Annotated in this window: 19 protein-coding genes; 16 read left to right on the top strand and 3 right to left on the bottom strand. The window is 59.1% G+C overall.

Translation table 11 applies throughout. The annotated features are described in order from the left end of the window. Nucleotides 1-27 precede the first annotated feature (27 nt). The 4 genes from gap to L1073_RS04515 all read left to right on the top strand — a co-directional run bounded on the left by gap (nucleotide 28) and on the right by L1073_RS04515 (nucleotide 3978). Nucleotides 28-1029, top strand: coding sequence for a type I glyceraldehyde-3-phosphate dehydrogenase (gap, locus tag L1073_RS04530; protein WP_246897150.1), 1002 nt, complete (start codon nucleotides 28-30; stop codon nucleotides 1027-1029). Nucleotides 1030-1409: 380 nt separating this feature from the next. Further along, nucleotides 1410-1697 carry a hypothetical protein gene (locus L1073_RS04525; protein ID WP_246897149.1) on the top strand — a complete coding sequence of 96 codons (288 nt, stop codon included), beginning with the start codon at nucleotides 1410-1412 and terminating at the stop codon, nucleotides 1695-1697. A 75-nt stretch (nucleotides 1698-1772) separates the two neighbouring features. After that, on the top strand, nucleotides 1773-3089 hold the full coding sequence (locus L1073_RS04520; protein ID WP_246897148.1) for a sensor domain-containing diguanylate cyclase: 1317 nt from the start codon (nucleotides 1773-1775) through the stop codon (nucleotides 3087-3089). 82 nt (nucleotides 3090-3171) lie between these two features. Further along, on the top strand, nucleotides 3172-3978 hold the full coding sequence (locus L1073_RS04515; RefSeq protein WP_246897147.1) for a dienelactone hydrolase family protein: 807 nt from the start codon (nucleotides 3172-3174) through the stop codon (nucleotides 3976-3978). Between the two features lie 52 nt (nucleotides 3979-4030). Here L1073_RS04515 and pncB read toward each other — a convergent pair whose 3' ends face one another. Together pncB and L1073_RS04505 are read right to left on the bottom strand one after the other, a co-directional pair. Further along, nucleotides 4031-5203: a nicotinate phosphoribosyltransferase gene (gene pncB / locus L1073_RS04510; protein ID WP_246897146.1), complete on the bottom strand. Its 1173-nt coding sequence runs from the start codon at nucleotides 5201-5203 to the stop codon at nucleotides 4031-4033. A gap of 101 nt (nucleotides 5204-5304) precedes the next feature. Next, nucleotides 5305-5601, bottom strand: a complete 297-nt coding sequence (locus L1073_RS04505; protein WP_246897145.1) for a DUF4190 domain-containing protein — start codon at nucleotides 5599-5601, stop codon at nucleotides 5305-5307. A gap of 77 nt (nucleotides 5602-5678) precedes the next feature. Here L1073_RS04505 and L1073_RS04500 point away from each other — a divergent pair, with 77 nt between their 5' ends. From L1073_RS04500 to L1073_RS04490, 3 genes are all read left to right on the top strand, one after another. Then, a complete protein-coding gene (locus L1073_RS04500; protein WP_246897144.1) occupies nucleotides 5679-6821 on the top strand; it encodes a GNAT family N-acetyltransferase in 1143 nt (380 codons plus the stop codon). Between the two features lie 68 nt (nucleotides 6822-6889). Then, entirely contained in the window at nucleotides 6890-8719 is a 1830-nt protein-coding gene (locus L1073_RS04495) for a monovalent cation:proton antiporter-2 (CPA2) family protein (RefSeq protein WP_246897143.1), read from the top strand. 79 nt (nucleotides 8720-8798) lie between these two features. Beyond that, the gene (locus L1073_RS04490) at nucleotides 8799-9632 is read left to right on the top strand and encodes a fructosamine kinase family protein (RefSeq protein WP_246897142.1); all 834 of its coding nucleotides are present in this window, start codon (nucleotides 8799-8801) and stop codon (nucleotides 9630-9632) included. Here the strand turns inward: L1073_RS04490 and L1073_RS04485 are convergent. After that, nucleotides 9629-10252, bottom strand: a complete 624-nt coding sequence (locus L1073_RS04485; RefSeq protein WP_246897141.1) for a TetR family transcriptional regulator — start codon at nucleotides 10250-10252, stop codon at nucleotides 9629-9631. The two genes, L1073_RS04490 and L1073_RS04485, sit on opposite strands and share 4 nt — an antisense overlap. 160 nt (nucleotides 10253-10412) lie before the next feature. Between L1073_RS04485 and L1073_RS04480 the strand changes: the two genes are divergently transcribed. From L1073_RS04480 to cyoD, 9 genes are all read left to right on the top strand, one after another. Continuing rightward, nucleotides 10413-11663: an efflux RND transporter periplasmic adaptor subunit gene (locus tag L1073_RS04480; protein ID WP_246897140.1), complete on the top strand. Its 1251-nt coding sequence runs from the start codon at nucleotides 10413-10415 to the stop codon at nucleotides 11661-11663. Nucleotides 11664-11666: 3 nt separating this feature from the next. Further along, nucleotides 11667-14867, top strand: coding sequence for an efflux RND transporter permease subunit (locus tag L1073_RS04475; RefSeq protein WP_246897139.1), 3201 nt, complete (start codon nucleotides 11667-11669; stop codon nucleotides 14865-14867). 136 nt (nucleotides 14868-15003) lie between these two features. Beyond that, nucleotides 15004-17286 carry a mechanosensitive ion channel family protein gene (locus L1073_RS04470; RefSeq protein ID WP_246897138.1) on the top strand — a complete coding sequence of 761 codons (2283 nt, stop codon included), beginning with the start codon at nucleotides 15004-15006 and terminating at the stop codon, nucleotides 17284-17286. Between the two features lie 154 nt (nucleotides 17287-17440). After that, nucleotides 17441-18466, top strand: coding sequence for a J domain-containing protein (locus L1073_RS04465; protein WP_246897137.1), 1026 nt, complete (start codon nucleotides 17441-17443; stop codon nucleotides 18464-18466). After that, nucleotides 18459-18881 carry a hypothetical protein gene (locus L1073_RS04460; protein WP_246897136.1) on the top strand — a complete coding sequence of 141 codons (423 nt, stop codon included), beginning with the start codon at nucleotides 18459-18461 and terminating at the stop codon, nucleotides 18879-18881. Before L1073_RS04465 ends, L1073_RS04460 begins: the two co-directional genes overlap by 8 nt. A gap of 536 nt (nucleotides 18882-19417) precedes the next feature. Next, on the top strand, nucleotides 19418-20326 hold the full coding sequence (cyoA, locus tag L1073_RS04455; protein ID WP_246897135.1) for a ubiquinol oxidase subunit II: 909 nt from the start codon (nucleotides 19418-19420) through the stop codon (nucleotides 20324-20326). A gap of 4 nt (nucleotides 20327-20330) precedes the next feature. Further along, nucleotides 20331-22310, top strand: coding sequence for a cytochrome o ubiquinol oxidase subunit I (gene cyoB, locus L1073_RS04450; protein WP_246897134.1), 1980 nt, complete (start codon nucleotides 20331-20333; stop codon nucleotides 22308-22310). Between the two features lie 2 nt (nucleotides 22311-22312). Next, nucleotides 22313-22930, top strand: a complete 618-nt coding sequence (locus L1073_RS04445) for a cytochrome o ubiquinol oxidase subunit III (protein WP_246897133.1) — start codon at nucleotides 22313-22315, stop codon at nucleotides 22928-22930. Next, complete coding sequence (gene cyoD, locus L1073_RS04440; RefSeq protein ID WP_246897132.1) at nucleotides 22930-23265, top strand: cytochrome o ubiquinol oxidase subunit IV; 336 nt, start codon at nucleotides 22930-22932, stop codon at nucleotides 23263-23265. Before L1073_RS04445 ends, cyoD begins: the two co-directional genes overlap by 1 nt.

Below are 23265 nucleotides of genomic sequence, written 5' to 3'. Positions count from 1 at the left end.
AGCCAGTCATCAAGAGAGGAAGCCATTATGACGCTACGTATTGCAATCAACGGGTTTGGGCGTATCGGCCGTAACGTTCTGCGGGCTCTCTACGAAAACGGTTATCGCGACCGTGTCGAGGTCGTGGCCATCAACGATCTGGGCGACGCGTCGCTCAACGCTCACCTACTCAAGCATGATAGCGTGCATGGTCACTTCATGTTCGAAGTGGGCCACGACGACGAGTCGCTGAGCATCGATGGCGACCGCATTCGTATACTTTCCGAACGCGACCCGACTGCCTTGCCGTGGAAATCGTTGAATGTCGATCTGGTGATGGAATGTACGGGGATTTTTGTCGCTCGCGATGCGGCTGCCAAGCACATTGAAGCCGGCGCCGAGCGCGTGTTGATCTCCGCGCCCAGCGGTGACGCCGACGCCATGGTGGTGTTCGGTGTCAACGAGGCGGTGTTGACCAGCGAGCATCGCGTGGTTTCCAACGCTTCTTGCACCACCAATTGCCTGGCGCCGGTCGCCAAGGCGCTCAACGACGCGGTGGGCATCGAAAACGGTCTGATGACCACGGTACATGCTTATACCAACGATCAGAACCTGTCCGACGTCTACCACAAGGATCCGTTCCGTGCGCGTAGCGCGACCCAGTCGATGATCCCTACCAAGACGGGTGCCGCAGCGGCCGTGGGTCGGGTGCTGCCCGAACTCGAGGGCAAGTTCGACGGTCTGGCGGTGCGTGTGCCAGTGATCAACGTCTCGCTGGTGGACCTGAGCTTCACCGCTGGCCGCGAAACGACCAAGGATGAGATCAACGCCATCGTCGAGAAGGCCGCCGCCAAGTCGCCGATCATGGCCTATAACGACGATCCACTGGTGTCGATCGACTTCAATCATGATGCGAACTCGTCCACCTTCGACGCCAATCACACGCGCGTCAACGGTCGCCTGGTCAAGGTGATGGCGTGGTACGACAACGAATGGGGTTTCTCCAATCGTATGCTGGATACGGCACTGGCAATGCACGCGGCCAAGTAAGGCCGGCGTCGGTGACGTAACCACCCCGAGTGGGAGCGTCCGGACACACGTCTCGCGCACTCACGGCTCCGCTCGATCGTTGTCCGTTCGCTCTCGCATTTCATCGGGTACATCAGGTGCCCGGGAAATCAGGCGCCTCAGGGCGCCTTTTTTCTGCCGTGACACTCAAGATTCGATATTCTTCGGCCGATGTTCAAGGCAAGGCAGCACCGCATCGCCATCGGCATATTGCAACTTGCGTGACGATGCCTCAGTTCCTGTCCTGTAGAGAATGACGAGATGCCATAATAGGTCCATTATCACGTCATGATCGGGTTTATCCCGTTCCTGTGATAAACTGCGAAAGGCATGCATCATTTCTCATCAACGGAACGGGCATCATGCGCGATTTTGTGCAACAGGCTCATCGGCTGGTCGGTGTCATGCTGCGCGACGGACACCGCAACCGCCAAGGAAAGATCACCGGTGTCGATCAATCGCGCGACACGCCTGCCGTCTACGTCGCTTGGTCGGGAGAGTCCCGTTGCGAGCGTGTGGCGCTGAGCATTGAAGAGCTGCGCACTCTGGTGTCGGCCTATCTCGAGACGCATGATCGCCGACCCGTTGAGCAAGTGGAGCCGGAGGCCTCACCGGTCTCGCCGTCGCAGCGGCGCACTGGGGTGCGATAGTCCGCTTGTGCCTTCGTCGAGTCAGTGGTCGTGTGAATTCGTCACTAAGCCTGTGAAGTGGGGCGATGACTCATTATGGACATACCGGCCGCGAAGGGTTTCTCCACGCTTTCCAGCGATTGCGATGCGTTGCTGGAGCGCTCTCCCGCCATTCTGTATGCGACCGGCCCCGGCTGGTGGCGCAACGATCTGCACTACGTTAGCTATAATCTCGCGACGCTGATCGGCGTCACGCGGGCGCAACTCCAATCCACTCCTGCTTTGTGGCTGGAGCATGTGTACGATGCTCAGGAAGTCGAAACGCGTCTGCTAGCGGCGCTGGCGGCAGGTGAGTCGCGTATTCGCCTGTATTACCGCATCGCGTGTGCAAAGGGGCATGTTCGCCATATGCAGGATGATATCGCGGTGCAGCGTGACGCCACGGGCGAGGCGATCGAGTTGATCGGCTCTCTATCCGATATCAGCGAGACCCAGGTCGCGCTGGCTCATCTGGAGGCGCAAGCCGACAGTGAACGCCGTTATCGCTTTATCGTCGAAAACGTCAACGATGCCATCTTGTTGATGGATGCCGAAGGGGAATGTCGCTTCGCGTCGCCGTCGATTCGTGATCTGCTTGGGCATCGTCCTGAAACCTTGCATGATCGCGGGCTGCTGGCGTTGTTGCCGCCGGACGATGCACCGCGCGTGCAGCGTCTGATCCACGATGCCTTGCGGCATGGCGAGCCCCTGCGCATGGAGCTTCGCATGCGTCATCGGCTCGGTCATTATGTGTGGTTGGAGACCTGCTGCTCACCCTATTTGAATCCTGCCAGCGAGTGTTACGAATGGATCCTTGCGGTGGCCCGCGATATTACCGATCGTAAGCATCGCGAGCATCGTCTGCATGAGCTTTCGACAACTGATAGTCTCACCGGGGCGCTCAATCGTGGCGCCTACTTGAGTAGCTTGCGTAGCGGTCTGGAAGCCGCCGATCATGTGTTTCAGCGCGAGTCCCTGGTGATTTTCGATATCGACCATTTCAAGGCGATCAACGACACTTGGGGGCATGCGGCTGGCGATCTGGTATTGGCTTGTGTGGGTGAGATATGCCGTACTGCATTGCGCGATCACGATGTGTTCGGACGCATCGGCGGGGAAGAGTTCTCGTTGATGCTGAGCGGCCAGTCGCTGAACGATGCGGTATTGCTGAGCGAACGACTGCGCAAGAAATTCGAAAGCGTCCGGGTCGAATTTCACGGCGAATGGCTGAGCTTCTCGGTAAGTTTCGGCGTGGCGGAACGCCAATCCCGCGAGGGCGTGGAGTCGCTGCTACATCGTGCCGACATGGGGCTCTATGCCGCCAAGCACAACGGCCGTAATCGCGTGCATCAGGCACCACCGCAATCCGTATGAGCACGTTATACAATTACTCGACCCGCGTATGCCACATCGCGGAGTGTTAGCTGGATACGGCGTAAGAACCAAGGAGAAGAACATGATGCGAATTCTGCTGGCCTGTTTACTGAGCATGCTGAGCCTCGGTGCCTGGGCGGAGACCGTGGAAGGCCCGAAGGTCGTCGGCGAGACGTTCGAATACGCCACTGGCGGGGAGACGTATCAGGGGTATCTGGCACGTAACGTCAACGACGAGGAGCCGCGCCCGGCGGTATTGCTGGTGCACGAATGGTGGGGGCTCAACGATTACGCCAAGTCACGCGCCGATCAGTTGGCGGCCCTGGGCTTCGTCGCCTTGGCGGTCGACATGTACGGTAAAGGTAAAACCACTCAGCACCCTGACGATGCGCAGGCTTTTTCCCAGCGAGTGATGAGCGATTGGCCCACGGCGCGTGCGAGTCTTGAAGCCGCCATGGCCAAGCTCCGGGAAGAGCCCTACGTACGTGACGATCGCATGGCGGCATTGGGATATTGCTTCGGCGGCGGCGTGGTGATGAACATGGCACTGGCCGGCATGCCCATCGAGGCGGCGATCAGTTTCCACGGCAGCCCCACTCAGGCGGTCTCCGACCCGCAGCCCTTCGATGGCATCGTGCAGATTCATAATGGCGAGGACGACGGCCTTGTCGAGTCGGATGCGCTGGAGTCGATGGCACAGACGCTAAGCGATCAGGGCGCCGAGGTGCGCGTAGTGCAGTATCCGGGCGCCAAGCATGGGTTCAGCAATCCGGCGTCCGATGCCCAGGCCGACGAGTTCGATTTACCCTTGGGCTATGATGCCGCTGCCGACGCGGCTTCGTGGCAATCGGCCCTGGTGGCGCTGGATCGCGCCCTCAATAAGGACTAATAGGCAATTGGCGGCGCGTGTTGCGCCGCCCTTGTCTTGTCCCGGAGATGAATCAGGCACGCCGGGAGAGGGCCAGAACGCGCTTGGCGAGTTCGATCATGTTGGGGTCGCCGGTGTTCTTTTCGAGGACATCGGAGAGCTTGATCACCGGGATCCAGTGTTGTCCCTCTGGGCGTGCCTCGGTCATCTTGATGACCATGTTCATTGGCGTGACACCGACATCGTTGGTGAAGTTGGTGCCGATACCGAACGCGGTGTTGATGCGTCCACGGCAGAAATTGTAGATGCGTTCCACGCGCTCGGGGGTCAAGGCATCGGAGAAGATGATGGTCTTGGTGCGCGGGTCGATGCCCAAGTGATCGTAATGATCAATGGTGGCAGCCGCGAAGTCGAGCGGGTCGCCGCTGTCGTGACGTACGCCGTCGAAGAGCTTGGCGAACTTCTTGTCGAAGCTGTCGAAGAAGGTGGCGGAAGTGAAGGTGTCGGTGAGTGCAATACCCAGGTCGCCGCGATAGACATCCACCCAATGCTCCAGCGCCAGGCTGTTGGCCATCTTGAAACCGAAGCGCGCGCCGTGAAACATGAACCACTCGTGAGCATGCGTGCCGATCGGCTTGACGCCATGGCGCATGGCGAGATGCACGTTGCTCGATCCGGAGAAGGTGTCGCCACCGTGATGGCATAGCGATGTCACGACGCGGTCATGGACATCGTAGGAATAGCGCCGACGAGTGCCGAACTCGGAAATCTTGAGTCCCAGTCGCTTGTAATGCTCGATCTTGTCGCGAGTGCGGAGGTCGATGAGCGCATCAGAATCGCGCTGAGTGTTGCTCATGCGATACCAGATCTCGCTGATCAGCGCCATCAAAGGCACTTCCCAGAGGATGGTACGGTACCAGAGCCCCTCGATGCGCAACGTGAAGTGTCCGCCCTTCTGGACGATTTCGACCTCGCTCGGGTCGTAATGAAATCCCGAAAGAAAGTCGAGATAGGTCGGGTCGAGGTAGGGGCAGGTGCGCTCCAGGAAACGCTTCTCCTCGAGGGTCAGTGTCAGCTCCGCCATGGCGTCCACCGCCTCGCGCAGTCGTTCGGCAAAACCGGCGGGGAAGGCGTGATTGCCCCGGTTGATGAACGCATAACGGGCGCGCGCATAGGGAAAGCGCTTGATGACCGCGTTTTGCATGGTGAACTTGTAAAAGTCGTTGTCGAGGAGCGAATCCAGCATCGTGCATCCTATACGGCGAGGTTCCGGAACGGGGGCGCCAGCTTAGCGCAGCTACGCGGCAGGCACCACTGTGCCAGGCTGGATGTCGGTTGGAGAAGCGCCTACATGAGGGCCATCACGCCGAACATGGTGATCATGAAGCCGCCGAACAACAACAGACCTGCAATCGATAGTAGCAGCAGCAAATAACCGAGGATGAGTGCCGCCAGGGCCCAGGCATCGCCCTGCTCGCCCGTGCGGCGGATCTGGTGGCGTGCTAGGTGGCCGCAGACAATACCTCCCAGCACGCTAGGCAGCACGAAGATGCCTAGAACGCTGAGTGCAAAAGCGGCCAGCGCCATGGTGTTGAGCTGGGGCGTTGGGGGCGGCGTGGATGGCTCGGGCGTGACGCGGGGCATCGCTTGCTCCAGAAATGAGTTGGCCTCACCCTAGCATGAGCCGTGATATTCGGGAATCCGCTTCGGGAGGCGTGGCGATGAGCTTGACGATACGGGAGCTGACGCGCGTTGCCGACGTCCCGCTCGAGACATGGAATGCGTTGGTGGAAAGGCACTACCCTTTTCTGCGGCACGAGTTTCTGGATGCTCTGGAAAGTACCGGCTGTGTGGCCACCGAGAGCGGCTGGGTGCCGCGTCATCTCTCACTGTGGCAGGGTGAACGACTAGTGGGCGTGCTGCCGCATTATCTCAAGACGCACTCTTTTGGCGAGTACGTTTTCGACTGGAGTTGGGCCGACGCTTGGGAGCGTGCCGGTGGACGGTATTACCCCAAGCGCTTGAGCGCGATTCCCTTCACCCCTGCTGTCGGGCCGCGACTGGCGGTGGCATCCGACATCTCGTCCGCCGAGGCCATGCAGGCAGTGGCAGCCTTTCTCGAGGAGCGGGGCGACGACTTGTCGAGCTGGCATTTGTTGTTCGCCGATGAACGCGAAGTCACGCAGTGGCAAGCGCAGTGGCCGGCCCTGTTGCGGCGTGAGGCGGTACGTTTCGAGTGGCGCGATGCCGATTACGGCGATTTCGAGGGCTTCCTGGCGTCGATGGTGGGGAAACGGCGCAAGGAGATTCGCCGTGAACGCCGTAAGGTCGCCGAACAGGGATTGAGTCTGCATCGCCTGAGCGGGGATGATATCGATGCCGCCGCATTGGCCCACTTCTATCGCTGCTACCGCATCACCTATCTCGAACGCGGGCAGATGCCCTATCTCAGCGAAGCGTTCTTCACGCGGCTGCACGCGACGATGGGCGAGGCGCTGATGCTGGTACAGGCACGACAGGGCGATACGCCGGTCGCCGCGGCGCTCTATCTACGCGGTGGCGATACATTGTATGGACGCTACTGGGGTAGTGAAGTCGTTGCCGACTGCCTGCACTTCGAAGCATGTTATTACCAAGGCATCGAATACTGCCTGGAGCAGGGGGTGAAACGCTTCGATCCCGGTACCCAGGGGGAGCACAAGTTGATTCGCGGCTTTTCGCCCGAACTGAGCAATTCGCTGCATTACTTGCCGCATCCGGGATTTCGGGAAGCGGTCGCGCAGTTCTGCGTCGAAGAGCGCCAGGCTATGGAGCACTATCGCCTGACATGCCGCGAACGTTTACCGTTTCGCCACGCACAATGAGCAGGAATCATCGCTGGGAAACGTTTCGTGGCGCGGTCATGGAAGGCTTATATGAGGAAGGCTAGCGCATGAACTTTTTCTATGAGGCAGCGGTACTGCTAGGCGCAGCCATCATCGCCGTGCCGCTGTTTCAGCGCCTGGGATTGGGCTCGATACTCGGCTATCTCGCGGTGGGGTTGCTGCTAGGGCCGTCCGTGCTCGGTTTCATCGCTGAGCCTGAAGAGGTGCTGCATTTCTCCGAGTTCGGTGTGGTGATGTTGTTATTCCTCATCGGCCTCGAGATGGAGCCCTCGCGTTTGTGGGGCATGCGCAAGAAGCTGTTCGGGCTGGGGTTCTTGCAACTGCTGGGGTGTGGCGTTTTATTGACGCCCATCGGGCTGGCACTGGGGCTGACATGGGAGCTTGCGGTGCTGCTGGGGCTGATCCTGGCGTTGTCTTCCACGGCATTCGCCCTGCAGCTTCTCAATGAACAGCATCGTCTGGCGACACCTCATGGCCAGACGGCATTCTCCATCCTGCTATTCCAGGACCTGGCGGTCATCCCGTTACTCGCCTTGTTGCCGTTATTCGCGGGTGATCTTGGTGGTCACGGTAGCGCGGTGTGGCTGGGTATCGGCAAGGCCGTGGGCATGGTGATGGCGGCGGTCGTCTTCGGGCGTCTGGTCTTTCCGCGCATCCTGGCGCTCATCGCGCGCAGCGGTGTACATGAGGTGTTCACCGCTGCAGCGTTGTTCCTGGTGCTGGCCTTGGCTCTGGTCATGGAATGGGCAGGCCTGTCCATGGCGTTGGGAGCCTTTCTGGGGGGCGTCATGCTGGCGGATACGGTCTATCGGCACGAGCTAGAGGCCAATGTCGAGCCCTTCAAGGGTATCCTGCTGGGGCTGTTTTTCATCGCCGTGGGCATGTCGGTCGACCTGGCGCTGGTCTTCGATAACGTAGGGTGGGTGCTGGGCATCACGTTGGCGTTATTGGTGGCCAAACTGGTTGTCATCACCCTGGTGGGCATAGTGGCACGCTTGCCGCGCCAGGAGATCCCGCGCTTGGCGACGGTGATTGCCCAGGGCGGCGAGTTCGACTTCGTGTTGCTCAGCGCGGCGGTCAGTGTGGGGGTGTTCGATCAGCGTATCGCCAGCTTGTGCATCGCAGCAGTGACCTTGAGCATGGCGCTCACGCCGTTTCTTTATCGTGGCGGTAATCGACTTGCCGCCCGCATGGGGGAGAGTCGCCCCTACGACAAGGACTTCGGCGATGAGACGCCGCCGGTCCTGATCGCGGGGCTGGGGCGCTTCGGGCAGATGGTGGCGCGCGTACTCAAGTTGCAGGGCATCAGCTTTACCGCGCTCGATCCTAATATCACCCAGGTGGAATTTATTCGTCGCTTCGGGTCGCGTATTTATTATGCCGACGCTGCGCGCCTCGATGTCCTGCGCTCGGCGGGGCTCGCCCAGGCCAAGATGCTGGTGATCGCGGTCGACGATGAAGAGGCGGCGCTGACCATCGCGCGGCTGGCGCGCAACCATTATCCGCAGCTCAAGGTCTTCGCCCGCGCGCGTAACCGCCATCATGCTTGGCAATTGATGGAGATCGGCGTCGATACCGTGGTACGCGAGACGTTCGCCTCGAGCATGGAAATGAGCGTGGAAGTGCTCAAGGGACTGGGCTACCCCGGTTCCAATGCGCTGGACGCCGTGCGCACCTTTCGTGACTTCGACAACCAATTGCTGGCGTCGTCCTATACCCATCGCCATGACTCGGAAGCCTTGATGAAGTCCGAGCGCGAAGCCATGGCCGAATTCCAGACGCTATTTCAGCAAGAATTGAAGCAACGTCGAGGCAAGGAAGCGAGTGCCGATACGGCATCGGAGACGGCGAGCACGTCGACCTCGGACGAACGCTGAGTACGCGTCGCCCTCCATAAAGTTACGGGGCAAGGCGTCTGCGGTTCAGGAAAGGGACACCGATTAACGGGAGGTCAGTATGCAGGAGTCGCTGCGTGCCGTGTTGGCATCGCAACATCTTGTCGCTCGGGGCGAGCCTCGAGCCTTGGCGGGGGGCGATATCGCCGAGGTCGCCTGGCTGGAAACCGACCAGGGCGCGGTGGTGATCAAGCGCGACACTCCTCAGGCCCTGGTCGCCGAAGCCGAGGGGTTGCGCGTTCTGCGCCGGGCGAACACGGAGTTGAAAGTGCCGACGGTGATCGCTCAGGAAGGAGAATGGTTGATCATGGAGGCACTGGCAGCGGGCGGCAAGCGCGACGCAGCGAGGTTGGGCGCGGGCCTGCGTGGATTGCACAGCGTCCATGGCGAGCGTCATGGATGGCCGAGTGACAACCGCTGCGGACCCACGGCGCAGCGCAACTCGCCCTGTGATGATGGTCGCGTGTTTCAACGCGAGCAGCGGCTGATGCCGCTGGGTACGGCCTGCGTCGAACGCGGTTTGCTGTCCGCCACGACGCTGGACGCCCTGGGTGATGTCGCCGGCCGGCTCGAGACGTGGTTGCCGGACGTGTCGCCAAGCCTCGTGCATGGCGACCTGTGGTCCGGCAATGTGCTCACCACGCCTGAGGGCCCGGCCATCATCGATCCTGCCGTCTATTATCATTACCCCGAGGTGGACCTGGCGATGCTGACGCTGTTCGGCGCGCCAGGCGAGGCGTTCTTCGAGGCTTACTGGGACGGCGCTTGCCCCGATGACTGGGAGCGCCGCCAGACGTTGTTCCAGTTGTATCCGCTGCTCAATCACCTGCTGCTTTTCGGCGGTACCTACCGAACGGGTGTCGAGCGGGCCATCGCGCGCTTGCAGACAGGTTAAGACCGGGCGCTTCGTGTGATGAGCTGGAATAGACTGTCGATCGCTTCGCCGCCGCTTTCGCGTAGCGAGAAGCTATCGGGCGCTCGCAGCCAGTCGTGTACCAGACCGCCGATCATCGAGTGCAGCATCAGGGTGGCAACGTCCGGTGCGATCTCGTCGATGAGCAGGCCCTCGTCGTGGGCCTGCTGAAAACAGCGCCGCACGACTTCGCGGCAATCCGAGGCCAGGCGGTTCTGAAGCTCCACGGGATTGATGTCGCTGATGAATTCGCAGCGATGCATCAGGATAGTGTGGACACGACACGAGCGCGGGCGCTCGAGCATCTCGAAGGCGTGTAGCGTGGCTAGACGCAGTGTATTCAGCGGCCCCGAGGCCTGTCGCTCGGCGGTGATGTCATCGATGATCTGCTGGAGCGGCATCTTGACCCGGTCGAGCATGGCATGGAACAGGTCCGCCTTGTTCTTGAAGTGCCAATACACAGCGCCGCGCGTCATGCCGGCATGACGCGCGATATGTTCGAGCGAGGTGCGCGAAACGCCCTTTTCGAGGAAGACGTCTTCGGCGGCATCGAGCAAGGCTTCTCGCGTGGCCTCGGCTTCGGCTTTGGTTCTGCGGGGCATGGCGTGATCTCGTTGATGAATCCAGCCAGACGGCGGGAGTGAGTACCCTCTGGCGAGACTTTTTCGCCATCATACCCCAAGTGAATGGCATTTACATTCATGTATGTATGCGTGTAATCTTAGCCCATCATTGATCTCGATCAAACAAGGTAAAACACCGATGGTATCCACGACAGGGAATGAGCACCGGGGCTTTTTAGCCGTGGTGTTGGCGGGCGTTCTGCTGATGGGCTGTGGCAGCGATGACGATGCCCAGCAGCAGGCGAGCGACGCTTCTTCTCCGCCGCCCAAGAAGGCGCAGGTCATGGAAATGGCCAAGCGCGACATCTCGCTCGATAAATCCTATCCCGCCATGCTGCGTAGCGATAATGAAGCGACTGTCGTGGCCCGTGTCAACGGTACGCTCGAGGAGCGGCATTTCGAGCCCGGACAACAGGTCGAGAAGGGCGATAGCCTCTACACCATCGAGCCTGAGGTGTATGAAGCCACTGTGCGTCAGCGCGAGGCGGATCTGCAAAGTGCCCAAGCCGATGCGGAACTGGCGCAAACCAATGCTGATCGCTATCAGCGCCTGCTCAAGCAGAATTCCGTCAGCGTTCAGCAGCGTGACCAGGCCCAGGCCGATCTCAAGGTGGCGCGTGCCAGTGTCGCCCAGGCGCAGGCAGCGCTCGATAGCGCGCGTATCGATCTCGATTACACCGATGTCGAGGCGCCCGTGTCGGGCATGATCAGCCTGAGCGAGGTGAATCTCGGCAATCTCGTCAACGATGGCACCGAGTTGGCGACGATTACGCCGCTCGACCCCCTCGAGGTTCGTTTCCAGCTTCCCCAGGAGGAAGCCTTCGAACTGCGGCGTCAGCGCCAGCAACAGGGTAAGGAGGCGATTACCGCCGAGCTGCAGATTCCGGCGTTGCCGGGACAGACCCTCAAAGGGCGGGTGGAGTTCCTGGGCTCGCGTGTCAGCGAAAGCACCAGCACCGTGCAGGCCAATGCCTTCTTCGACAATCCCGATGGCATGTTCATGCCAGGACAATTCGTGCGTGTCGAGTTGGAAGGCCTGAAGCGCTTCGATGTGTTCGCCGTGCCGGAAATCGCCGTGACACAAGGCCTGATGGGGCCGCAAGTCTATGTGTTGAATGAAGAAGGCAAGGTGCGCACGCAGACCGTGCAGCTTGGTGATACGGCTGGGCCGTGGATGATCATCAAGGATGGGGTCAAGGAGGGGGACCGCGTCGTGGTCAGCGATCCCGGCAACATCAGCGCTGGTGCGGCCATCGATCCTCAGCCGTTCGACGGTGATGCCGAAGCGCTTTCGGGCGCCGAAGAAGGTGAGGCTACAGCTGGCGACAAGGCCGAGAAGGATGCTTCATCCGATGCCCAAGGCCAAGCTAACGAGGAAGGTGGAGCTTAACGGATGAATATTTCCAACTTCTTCATAAAACGGCCGGTCTTCGCCACCGTTATTTCGATCATCGTGGCGGTGATCGGGATAATGGCGATGCGTGTCTTGCCTATCGAGCAATATCCTAGCGTGGTACCGCCAACGGTCTCCGTACAAGCGACCTACCCCGGTGCCAATGCCGAGACGGTTTCGAAGACCGTGGCGGCTCCGATCGCCGAGGCGATCAACGGGGTCGAGGACATGATCTACATGACCTCGACCAGCGCGGACAACGGTTCGATGCGGATGAATGTCTCGTTCGGCATCGGTACTGACGGTGATATCAACACCATCAACGTCAATAACCGTGTCCAGCAGGCGCTGTCCCAGTTGCCTGAATCGGTGCAGTCGCAAGGGGTCACGGTCGAACTGAGCTCGAGTAGTATCTTGATGTTGGTGGCATTGACGTCGCCGACGGATGAATACAACAACATTTACATGCAGAACTACGCCACGCTCAATATCCTCAATGAACTCCGCCAGGTGCCTGGCGTGGGGACGGCCGAGGTGTTGGGGGGCGGCGAGTTCGCCATGCGTATCTGGCTCAATCCGGATAAGTTGGCGCAGTACGACATGACCTCCGCCGAGGTGGCTAGCGCCATCCGCTCGCAGAATACCGAAATTCCGGCGGGGGCCCTGGCTCAGGCGCCGCAAGACGATCCGCGGGCGTATACGTATACCATCACGGCGCCGGGGCGTCTGGCCGATGCGGACCAATTCCGCGATATCATCCTGCGTACCAACAACGATGGCTCGACACTGCGCTTGAGCGATGTGGCGCGTGTCGAGCTGGGGGCGTCCTCCTACTCGGTCAACGCCAACATGAACGGCGCCACGATGACGCCGATCATGATCAATCAGCAGCCGGGGGCCAACGCCCTGGAAACCGCCGAGGCCGTCAAGAGCAAGATGGACGAGCTCTCCGAGCGGTTCCCGCCGGGACTCGAGTATGAAGTGCCTTACGACACCACGTTGTTCATCGATGCCTCGGTGGAGTCTGTCTTCCATACGTTCATAGAGGCGTTGCTGATCGTTGCAGTGATCGTGTTCATCTTTCTGCAGAATTGGCGGACCACGATCATTGCCATGTCGGTGGTGCCGGTCTCGGTAGTGGGGACCTTCGCCGGACTGTATATGTTTGGTTTCTCCATCAACCTATTGTCGCTTTTCGCCATGGTGCTGGCGATCGGCATCGTGGTCGATGACGCGATACTGGTGGTGGAAAACGTCGAGCGATTACTGGAGGAAGATCCCGAAATACCCATACGCAAGGCGGCCATCACCGCCATGAAAGAAGTTAGCGGCCCCGTTATCGCGACTTCGTTCATCATGGCGGCTGTGTTTGTGCCGGTGGCCTTCTTGGGTGGGTTTACCGGTCAGATCTACCAGCAGTTCGCGTTGACGATCGCGATCTCAGTGGCCATCTCGGCGGTCGTGGCCTTGACCTTCACACCGGCGATGAGTGCGCTTTTCGTCAAGCACAAGTCAGAGATTGGCGGCTCCAAGATTGCGCGTGCCGCCTCGACGCCATTCCGTCTGTTCGATCGCTTCTTCGCGTGGGTGACGCGGGGTTACATGGCAGTCGTACGCTTGCTGGTCAAGGCCTGGGTGCTGACGCTGGTTTTGGCGGCACTCATCATCGGCTTCTCTTATTGGCTGTACCAGAACAATCCCTCGACATTGATTCCCGAAACCGATCAGGGGATCGCCATCGCGAGTATCACCTTGCCGCAGGGCTCGTCCGTGGCGCGTACCACCGAGTATATGGACAAGCTGAGCGACAAGATCGAGCAGGATCCGGCGGTGGCATATTCCACGGCCATAGCTGGCTATGACATGCTTTCCAGTGCGGTCAACACGGCGAAGGGCGTGATGTTCATCACCATGAAACCGTGGGGAGATCGTGATAAATCCGTCGAGGATATGATTGCCAAGATCAATCGAATTGGGGCTGGTATGGAGGGGGGCACGACCATGGCTTTCAACATGCCGCCGATCATCGGGCTTTCCACCACAGGGGGATTCACCGGTTATCTGCAGTCCTATGGCGGGGCCGACTCTCAGGAGTTGATGCAGGCCTCCGGTAAAATAATGCAAGCCGCCAACAAGCGTCCGGAGCTGGCCCAGGTATTCACCACTTTCGATGCCTCGGTGCCATCGTATCGGGCGCATATCGACCAGGAAAAAGCCCTGAGTTACGGCGTATCGATCGATGATCTCAATGCGACGCTTTCGAATACCCTAGGCAGCGGTTTCGTGAACTATTTCACGTATCAGAACCGCAACTTCCAGGTCTACATGCAAAACGAGGATACGTTCCGGCAAACGCCCGACGATCTCGACAAGATCTTCGTGCGTGGCGGCGATGGCGAGCGTATTCCGATTTCCGAGTTCGTGACGCTCGAACGTCAGTCTGCACCCGCCGTGGTCTCGCGCTTCGGGGTCTATCCGTCGGCACAGTTCCAGGGGGGGCCAGCGCCGGGCTACAGCTCGGGGCAGGCGATCGCCGCAATGCAAGAGGTAGTCCAGCAAGAACTCGGCAACGACTGGGGCATGGGCTGGACAGGCACGTCCTTCCAGGAGGCGACTGCTGGCAATGCCGCGATTATTGCGATTACTTTCGGGATCTTGATGGTCTTCCTGATCCTGGCGGCCCAGTACGAGAGTTGGGCATTGCCGCTGGCGGTCATCACGGCGGTGCCGTTCGCCTTTATCGGGTCTATCGGCGGTATCGTGCTGCGTGGGTTGGACACTAGTGTCTACGTCCAGGTGGGCATGCTGGTGGTGGTCGGGCTGGCGGCCAAAAACGCCATCCTGATCGTCGAGTTCGCCGAGTTGCAGCGGCGCGAACTTGGAAAGTCTATCCGTGATGCCGCATTGACCGCTTCCGAGTTACGTTTTAGGCCCATCGTGATGACCTCGCTGGCATTTATCTTCGGGACCTTGCCATTGGCCATCGCGAGTGGTGCCAACGACACCAATAGCCATCATATCGGCACTACGGTGGCAATGGGGATGGTCTCGGTGGCCGTGCTGGCGAGCCTCTTCGTGCCAGCCTTCTATGCCATGATCGCCAACGTGCAGGTATGGCTGCAGAAGAAACGTGGCGTATCCTCTCATGACGAGGACGACGAGACGTCGGCAACATCCACGCCACCGACAAACAGTCACTGAACTTCGATTGAACCGACTACGGCCAGGGCCTTGCGCCCTGGCTTTTTTTATGCGCGCCAGCTCATGCGCGCTAGTGGTTGGTTGCGGCACGCGGCTAAGGCACTCTGTAATGATGAGAAGACGAGGTGAGGTGAGCATGATCAAGGGAGCGATGCACTGGTATCGAGGGGTCGTCCTCTTGTGTGCGCTACTGGTGTTTGCCGGCAGTGCGTGGGGCCAGGGCGCGTCCCCGCTGGCGGCACTCTCCGGGGGCGGTAACAGTCAGGCATCGCAAGATGAGGTGCCCTCGAACGAGCAGGCGCGTGAATCGTTGGATAGCGTCATCTCGATGCTCGAGGATCAACAGCGCCGCGATGATCTGCTCACGCAGTTGCGTGAATTGCGAGCCTCGCTGGAAGGCGTCAATGCCAACGCCGAGGCTGAGTCGCCGCGTGGGTTGCTGGGCGCTATTGCGGATTCGCTGACCTCGCTGAGCGATTCCGGGGAGATCGTGACGCCACTAGAGTATTGGCAGCGGTTGGGCGAACGGGCGGGGGACACGCTGACCCGGCGCGTCGCGTCGCTGGATGCGCTGCTGGATCTCGTCGGTGATTTCGTCTGGGTGCTGGGGTTATGGGGTGGCAGCGCAGCGCTGATGGTGTTCGGCGGGCGCAGCTTGGCCAAGCGCATGAACATGCAGCTTACGCTCGGCGCTGAACCGAGCACCTGGATGCTGATGCGCCATATGCTGCGGCGCTTGCTGCCTTGGGGGCTCGCTTTCGGTCTTACCCTGGGGGTCGTGCACGGCATGACGTCTACGTTGGGGATGACGCTGGCGATGGTGATCGCCTATATCACCCTGTGCGGTATTTTGTTCACCGCCGTCTGCGAAGTCGTCTTTTCGCTGTTCGCCAATGGTCATCGGCGTGTCGCCCTGCGCATTCTGCATCGCCGTGCCGCCCGCTGGCTGTTCATTATCGGCGCGCTGGTCGCGTTGGGCGATGCCGCGAATTCTTCGGAATTGCGCTCTACCCTGGGGGCATCATTGGCGGAGATGGTCTCGATGCTGGCCAATGTCACGGCGGCCTTGTTGACGGGGGCGTTCGCGATCCGGTTCAAGCGTCCGGTCAAGCACCTGATCCGCAATCGTCCCTATCGTTACCGGCGTGACAAGCGTGCCAGCAGTGAGTTGATTCAGGTGATTGGATCATTGTGGCATGTGCCGATTCTGCTCATGGTGGTGGTCTCGCTGATCGCCATCTTGACTTCCGAAGGCGATTCGCGCAGCGCCTTTGCCAAGGCCATCGTGACCGCAGGATTACTGGTGGTGACGCTGATCGTCAATGGTCTGATTCATCGCCATGCCGAACAGCCTTCCAGGCTGCGCCGTCAGTCACAGTATCGGCGGCGTTTGATGCGCTTTGGCTATACCTTGGCGCATCTACTCAGTTGGCTGACCTTCGCCGAGTTGGCGATGCGTGTCTGGGGGCTGTCGTTGCTGGCCTTTGGCGGGGACGAGGGTATCAGCCAGCGTATCGGGCAATCGCTTATCAGCATCGGCATGACGTTGTTGTTGGCATGGTTGATATGGATCCTTGCCGATACCGCGATCGAGCGCGCATTGCTGTCTTCTAAACGGGGGCGTAGTGCGCGGGCACAGAGCACGCGGGCACAGAGCACTCGTGCGCAGACCATTACTCCGCTGATTCGCAAGGTGGTCTTCGCCACCATCGTGATCATCGCGGTCATCGTCGCGTTGGCCAATCTGGGGGTCAATGTCACGCCGCTACTGGCTGGTGCCGGGGTGATCGGTCTGGCGGTGGGCTTCGGCGCTCAGACGCTGGTTCAGGACCTGATCACGGGGCTGTTTATCCTTATCGAGGATTCGTTGGCGGTCGACGACTTCGTCGACCTGGGCGGACACATGGGGACGGTCGAGGGATTGAGTCTGCGTACGGTACGGCTGCGGGATCTGGATGGCATTGTGCATATTATCCCTTTTAGCCAGATCAAGGGCATTCAGAATTTTTCCCGGGAGTTCGGCGTCGCCTTGATGCGTATCCGTGTGGCGCATCATATGAAAGTCGACGAAGCGATCGCTATCGTCCGTGAAGTGGCCGAGGAACTGCGTAGCGACCCGATGATGCGGCATTACATCTGGTCGCCGCTGGAACTTCAGGGGGTGGAAAGTTTCGATGCTGGCGCGGCGATTCTGCGCATGCGTATGCGCACAGCCCCGGTCATGCAGTGGGACGTGGCCCGAGCTTTTAACCTGCGGCTCAAGCGGCGCTTTGATGAACTCGGAATGGAGCTTGCCATGCCGCGTATGAGCGTGAACCTCGAGCAGTCATCGGGGAAGGTCTCGAATTTGCCGACTTCGACCGAACATGCCGCAAAAGCTAGTGGTGAGGTCAGCGATGCGCCATCCGATACGAGCTGATGGTGATTGCGAAGATGGTTATCCAGGAAAAAGTGGATGACTCATGTCATGGCGTCGTCGTTAAAGGTATGCAAAAAGCGGCCGATGCTCATAGGATGCTCGCACACTAAGTGGCGATTACCTATAACGAACAACCCGAAAGCCAGGAGCTGGCATGGCATCATCGCGCTTTACGCCTTTCGAGCGCTTATTGCTCAGCAGTCGTAACGAGGCCGATACGGCCGCGTTGTTGTTATTGGCGTGGTTGGCGATGAGCGATGGCCAGGGCGTCTTGAGCGACCGCAAACGCGCCTTGCTCGACGAGCTCACCGGCGACTTTCGCCACGACCATGGCTATCAGTTGATCGTCGATCTGGCGAGTGCGCCGGATTTCGTGGCTTTGCAGCTCGCGGCGGAAGTATTGCAGCGCTATTATCGTGGGCCGCGCCGGGAAACCTTTCTCCGCCAGGCGATTCATGTGGCTACCCAGGAAGGGGCGTTGGCGGTCGGCCAGCACCATGTGCTGCGTTTTCTAGCCGACCTTCTGAGCGTAGCGCCTGAGACGTTCGAGATATTGTTTCGGGATGTTGCCGGTTACCCACTGGCGATGCCCGAGGATCCGAGTGCCGCGCATTACTGGCGGTCACGCGAGAGTGCCGATTATCGCCATTCCTCCCGGCAAGGCGGTCACAGCACGCATGGCGAAGATTCTCGAGAACATACGGCTGGAGAGAAGGGCAACGCAAAAGGCTCGCGAGAGCGTCATCGTCAGGAGCGGCGCTATCGTCAGCGCGAGCATTCCAAAGACGAGAGTGACGAAACTCGACGGCGTCGCTGGCGTTGGCGGCGCGAGCAAACCGGGCAGCATGAGCAAGCGCATGCAGGCCAGCATTCGGACGAGGGCAAGCGGCACCGCGAGGGTTTTTCCCATGAGGGTTTTTCCCATGAGGGTTTTTCCCACGAAGGTGCGCACGCCACGGGGCATGCCACGGGGGATGAAAAGGCCCAGCGGGCATTGGCCGTGCTGGGTTTGATGGAAAACGCACAGAAGAGTGATATTAAACGTGCTTATCGACGTCTGGCTCAAAAATACCATCCCGATCGCTATCATGCGCAGAGTCAGGAGGCGATGGTCACGGCGTCGCTGCGCTTTCAGCGAATCAAGAATGCCTACGATTATTTGATGCGCCAACATGCGTGATCTTTATCGGCGATTGGACATACATGTGTCGGCGAGCGACGCGGATATCGCACGCGCCATTGCGCGTTGCGAGAATCAGGCCGTCAAGACGGATGCTGAAGAGGTCTTGTGCGTCGAATCGCGCAAGCGTGAATACGACCAGCTCTATGGTACCTTGACGGGTATCGGGCTGCTGCGTGCGCGCATGGGGTTGAGTCATGCGCCGTATTGGAACGGCAACGTGGCCAACGACTTCTCGATCAGCGCCGATGGCGAGTACGCCCGCTATGCGGAGTTAAAGGCCAAGGTGGCACGTGCCGTACGCGTCCACGACACCTGGCAGCGAGTGCGCAGGATGATGCTATGGAGCGGTGGGATTTCGCTGGCTACGGGCACCGGCGTGGCGTTGCTGGTGTTCGTGCCGGATCTTTTCTGATTCCAGGCCATAGCGTCGTTGAGGGATCCTGCACTACCCTACAATCGTATGAGCGTCTGCTCAGTCAAGAGGCTTAGGGTGCGACATGACTGCGGCAATTGGTCGCTTCTATTTCACCTGATTTTGCTTCAGAATGCCGTCCCGTCGGTTCTCCCTGCTTGCTGTTCGTGTTCGCTCGGATGGCGATCTTTTAGCAGGCAGGCTAGGGACGAGATGGCGTAAGCGATGTGTGCTCGTTAATGGCGGAGATATCCGTCATTGCCTAGCATGCGCGGTACGCCCAACCTTCAGAGCACATTACACTCGTGTCATTGGCAGCCGGGAAACCGGTGGCTGGTCGGGATGCATGTCATGGGGCGTTTCCAAGTGGTCAGCAAGCCAAGAGCCGACCATTTGGACACGCTCCAGGTCGCTGAGGTTCCGTCGGCGAATGTGCCACTGCATTTTGACCGCCGGGCCTAACGGGTCGCCAGCGGAGGAAAGCATTCAATGAGCAAGCGCTGCAACGTCTTCCCATGCTTGAGTGAGGCCATGCAATGAGAATGAAGAAGAACCTGGGATGGCTCGGTATCCTGCCCTTGATCGCAGTGCTGCTTAGTGGCTGTGACGGGGCGCTCGTGGATCCCAAGGGCCAGATCGGGGTAGAGCTGAAATCGCTGATCATTACCGCCTTCTGGCTGATGATGATCGTAGTGATCCCCGTTATCGTCATGACGGTGGTTTTTGCTAGGAAATATCGGCATAGCAACCATGCCGCCAAATACATGCCGGACTGGGCGCACTCCAACAAGATCGAAGCGGTCGTGTGGCTCGTACCCTGCGTAATCATCCTGTTTCTGGGGATCATTACCTGGAAAACGTCCCATTCACTGGATCCGCACAAGCCGATCGAATCCGATGCCGAAACCATGGAAGTACAGGTCGTCGCCTTGGATTGGAAGTGGCTGTTCATCTATCCCGAGCAAGGCATCGCAACGGTCAACGAAGTGGCCATGCCCGTCGATGTCCCGGTCCATTTCCGCGTGACCTCGGCGTCGGTGATGAACTCGTTCTTCATTCCCACGCTGGGAAGTCAGATCTATGCCATGGCCGGCATGGACAACGACGTTTACCTAGTCGCTAACGAAGAAGGCGTCTACGACGGCAAGTCCTCCAACTACAGTGGCGAGGGTTTCTCGGAGATGACCTTCGATGCGCATGCCATGTCGCAGGATGACTTCGACGCCTGGGTCGACAAGGTGGGGCAGTCGTCCGAAACGCTCTCGTACGACGGGAGCTACCAAGAGTTGGCGGAACCGTCCACGGACCATCCTGTGGAGTATTTCTCCGACGTAACGTCAGACCTGTACCGCGACATCGTCGAGAGTTTCCATGGCGGCAACGGTGAAGGTGGACACGATGGCGATCATGGCGAGACGTCCATGAGCGCAGAGGCAGCGGAGTAAGATTATGTTCGGAAAACTTGGACTCGACGATATTCCCTATCACGAGCCGATCATCGTCGTGACCGCGCTTGTCATGGCGCTGGGCGCGTTGGTCGTGGTCGGTGCTCTCACGTATTTCAAGAAGTGGAAGTGGTTGTGGACGGAGTGGCTGACCTCCGTCGACCACAAGAAACTGGGTATCATGTACTTCCTCGTAGCGTTGGTCATGCTGCTGCGCGGCTTTGCCGATGCCATCATGATGCGCACCCAGCAGGCCCTGGCCGCCGGGGGCTCCGAGGGCTATCTACCGCCTCACCATTACGATCAGATCTTCACCGCGCACGGTGTGATCATGATCTTCTTCGTGGCCATGCCCATGGTCATCGGCTTGATGAACCTGGTCGTGCCGCTGCAGATCGGCGCGCGCGACGTCGCTTTCCCGTTCATGAACAACCTGAGCTTCTGGCTGTTCGTCGCAGGCGTCGCACTGACCATGATATCGCTGCTCATCGGTGAGTACGGCAAGACGGGGTGGTTGGCCTACTCGCCATTATCGGGAATAAAGTACAGTCCTGGCGTAGGGGTCGATTACTGGATATGGGGGCTACAGATATCGGGGATCGGCACCACCCTGACCGGTATCAACTTCTTCGTCACCATCTTGAAGATGCGCACCAAGGGCATGAAGTTGTTCCGCATGCCGATCTTCACCTGGACGTCGCTGTGCGCGAACGTTCTGATCATTGCTTCTTTCCCGATTCTGACTGCGACCATCGCGCTGCTGACACTCGATCGTTACCTGGGGATGCACTTCTTCACCAACGATATGGGCGGCAACATGATGATGTACGTCAACCTCATCTGGGCCTGGGGCCATCCTGAGGTATACATTCTCATTCTGCCGGCGTTCGGGGTGTTCTCCGAGGTCATCGCGACCTTCGCCAAGAAGCGCTTGTTCGGTTATAACACCATGGTCTGGGCGACGGCCTGTATCACTATCCTGTCGTTCATCGTGTGGTTGCATCACTTCTTCACCATGGGGGCGGGCGCCAACGTCAATGCCTTCTTCGGCATCGCGACGATGATCATCGCCATTCCCACCGGGGTGAAGATCTTCAACTGGTTGTTCACCATGTATCGCGGTCGCCTGGAGTTCACTTCGCCGGTGTTGTGGACACTGGGCTTCATCATCACCTTCACCATCGGTGGCATGACGGGTGTGATGCTGGCAGTGCCGGGTGCGAACTTCGTGCTGCACAACAGCCTGTTCGTCATCGCTCACTTCCACAACGTCATCATTGGCGGTGTGGTATTCGGCATGCTGGCGGGCTTGACTTACTGGTTCCCGAAGGCCTTCGGCTTCAAGCTCGATGAAAAATGGGGCAAGCGTTCCTTCTGGTTCTGGATCACGGGTTTCTACCTCGCCTTCATGCCGCTCTATATCCTGAGCTTCATGGGTGCGGTGCGTCGTATGCAATCTTATGCGAACCCCGAGTGGCAGCCGCTGATGATCGTGGCGTGGGTCGGTGCCGTGCTCATTCTGTGCGGTATCGCCTGCACCGTGATCCAGTTCATCGTGAGTATTCGCGATCGCGAGAAGAATGCCGACATCACGGGCGACCCGTGGGATGCGCGTACACTGGAGTGGTCGACGTCTTCTCCTGCACCGTTCTATAACTTCGCGCATCTACCCGTCGTGGGCTCCGTCGATACCTTCTGGGAAGCGAAGAAAGAGAAGGGCATGGCAGCGGACAAGCCGGCCCAGTACGAAGACATTCATATGCCGAAGAACACCGTGGCAGGGCCGATCATTGGCCTGATCAGCATCGCGTTCGGGTTCGCGTTGGTCTGGCATATCTGGTGGCTGGCCGGTGTAACTGCCATCGGTATGTTCGTAGCCTTCATGTTCCGTGTCTTCAACGACGATATCGACTATTACGTCCCGGCGGCGGAAGTCGAGCGTATTGAGCGCGAGCACCATAAACGGCTGGAGATGCAGGCGTAATCATGACGACGCAAACTGTTAATCAACATGAATCTCATGCTCATGACGAGCATGAGCACCACGATGCTGGTGCCATGAAGGTATTCGGCTTCTGGGTCTACCTGATGAGTGACCTGGTCATCTTCGGGAGCCTTTTCGCCACCTATGCCGTGCTCATGAATGGCACGGCGGGCGGCCCCTCTGGGGCCGATATCTTCGAGCTCCCGCTGATTCTGATCAGTACTTTCCTGCTGCTATTCAGTAGTTTCACTTATGGCATGGCCGTACTGGCCATGCATGCCGATCGTGTGGCGCAGGTGAAAGGATGGCTGGGCATCACGTTCTTGTTGGGTGCCGGCTTCATCGGATTGGAAATCTATGAATTTCATCATCTGATTGCTGAAGGCTTCGGACCGGATCGTAGTGCTTTCCTATCCTCCTTCTTCACCCTGGTCGGTACGCACGGCCTTCACGTGGCCTTCGGCCTGATCTGGATGCTGGTGATGATCATCCAGCTTTACACGAAGGGCCTTAACGACAAGACGCGTCCGCGGATCATGTGCCTGAGTCTGTTCTGGCACTTCCTGGATATCGTGTGGATCTGTGTCTTTACCTTCGTCTATCTGATGGGAGTTCTGTAATGAGCGATGCACATGCTTCCCACGATGGTGGCAACCACGGCAGCGTCAAGTCCTATGTAATTGGCTTGATTCTCTCTCTCGTGTTGACGGTCATCCCATTCTGGATGGTCATGAGCGGTGGCTTCAGCAACATGACTGTCGTCGTGACGATCTCGATCATGGCGATTGCTCAGGTATTGATACAGCTAGTCATGTTCATGCATCTGGACTTCAAGACCGAAGAAGGGTGGAACGCAGGGTCCTTTATCTTCACGGCGTTGATCCTGGTCATTCTGGTGGGCGGGTCGCTGTGGATCATGCAGAACCTGCACGCCAACATGATGCTTGGTGGGTGA

Origin of the sequence: Chromohalobacter nigrandesensis (genome assembly GCF_023061285.1) — a bacterium.
GTDB lineage: Bacteria > Pseudomonadota > Gammaproteobacteria > Pseudomonadales > Halomonadaceae > Chromohalobacter > Chromohalobacter nigrandesensis.
This window is presented reverse-complemented; position numbering and strand designations above follow the sequence as displayed.

Coding starts and splice junctions, on each gene's coding strand:
- cyoD (WP_246897132.1), top strand. CDS start 22,930: ATGAGCGATGCACATGCTTCCCACGATGGTGGCAACCACGGCAGCGTC.
- L1073_RS04505 (WP_246897145.1), bottom strand. CDS start 5,601: ATGCCCCGCGTCACGCCCGAGCCATCCACGCCGCCCCCAACGCCCCAG.
- gap (WP_246897150.1), top strand. CDS start 28: ATGACGCTACGTATTGCAATCAACGGGTTTGGGCGTATCGGCCGTAAC.
- L1073_RS04465 (WP_246897137.1), top strand. CDS start 17,441: ATGGCATCATCGCGCTTTACGCCTTTCGAGCGCTTATTGCTCAGCAGT.
- L1073_RS04475 (WP_246897139.1), top strand. CDS start 11,667: ATGAATATTTCCAACTTCTTCATAAAACGGCCGGTCTTCGCCACCGTT.
- L1073_RS04525 (WP_246897149.1), top strand. CDS start 1,410: ATGCGCGATTTTGTGCAACAGGCTCATCGGCTGGTCGGTGTCATGCTG.
- L1073_RS04480 (WP_246897140.1), top strand. CDS start 10,413: ATGGTATCCACGACAGGGAATGAGCACCGGGGCTTTTTAGCCGTGGTG.
- L1073_RS04485 (WP_246897141.1), bottom strand. CDS start 10,252: ATGCCCCGCAGAACCAAAGCCGAAGCCGAGGCCACGCGAGAAGCCTTG.
- L1073_RS04520 (WP_246897148.1), top strand. CDS start 1,773: ATGGACATACCGGCCGCGAAGGGTTTCTCCACGCTTTCCAGCGATTGC.
- cyoA (WP_246897135.1), top strand. CDS start 19,418: ATGAGAATGAAGAAGAACCTGGGATGGCTCGGTATCCTGCCCTTGATC.
- L1073_RS04470 (WP_246897138.1), top strand. CDS start 15,004: ATGATCAAGGGAGCGATGCACTGGTATCGAGGGGTCGTCCTCTTGTGT.
- L1073_RS04500 (WP_246897144.1), top strand. CDS start 5,679: ATGAGCTTGACGATACGGGAGCTGACGCGCGTTGCCGACGTCCCGCTC.
- L1073_RS04490 (WP_246897142.1), top strand. CDS start 8,799: ATGCAGGAGTCGCTGCGTGCCGTGTTGGCATCGCAACATCTTGTCGCT.
- L1073_RS04460 (WP_246897136.1), top strand. CDS start 18,459: ATGCGTGATCTTTATCGGCGATTGGACATACATGTGTCGGCGAGCGAC.
- pncB (WP_246897146.1), bottom strand. CDS start 5,203: ATGCTGGATTCGCTCCTCGACAACGACTTTTACAAGTTCACCATGCAA.
- L1073_RS04495 (WP_246897143.1), top strand. CDS start 6,890: ATGAACTTTTTCTATGAGGCAGCGGTACTGCTAGGCGCAGCCATCATC.
- L1073_RS04515 (WP_246897147.1), top strand. CDS start 3,172: ATGATGCGAATTCTGCTGGCCTGTTTACTGAGCATGCTGAGCCTCGGT.
- cyoB (WP_246897134.1), top strand. CDS start 20,331: ATGTTCGGAAAACTTGGACTCGACGATATTCCCTATCACGAGCCGATC.
- L1073_RS04445 (WP_246897133.1), top strand. CDS start 22,313: ATGACGACGCAAACTGTTAATCAACATGAATCTCATGCTCATGACGAG.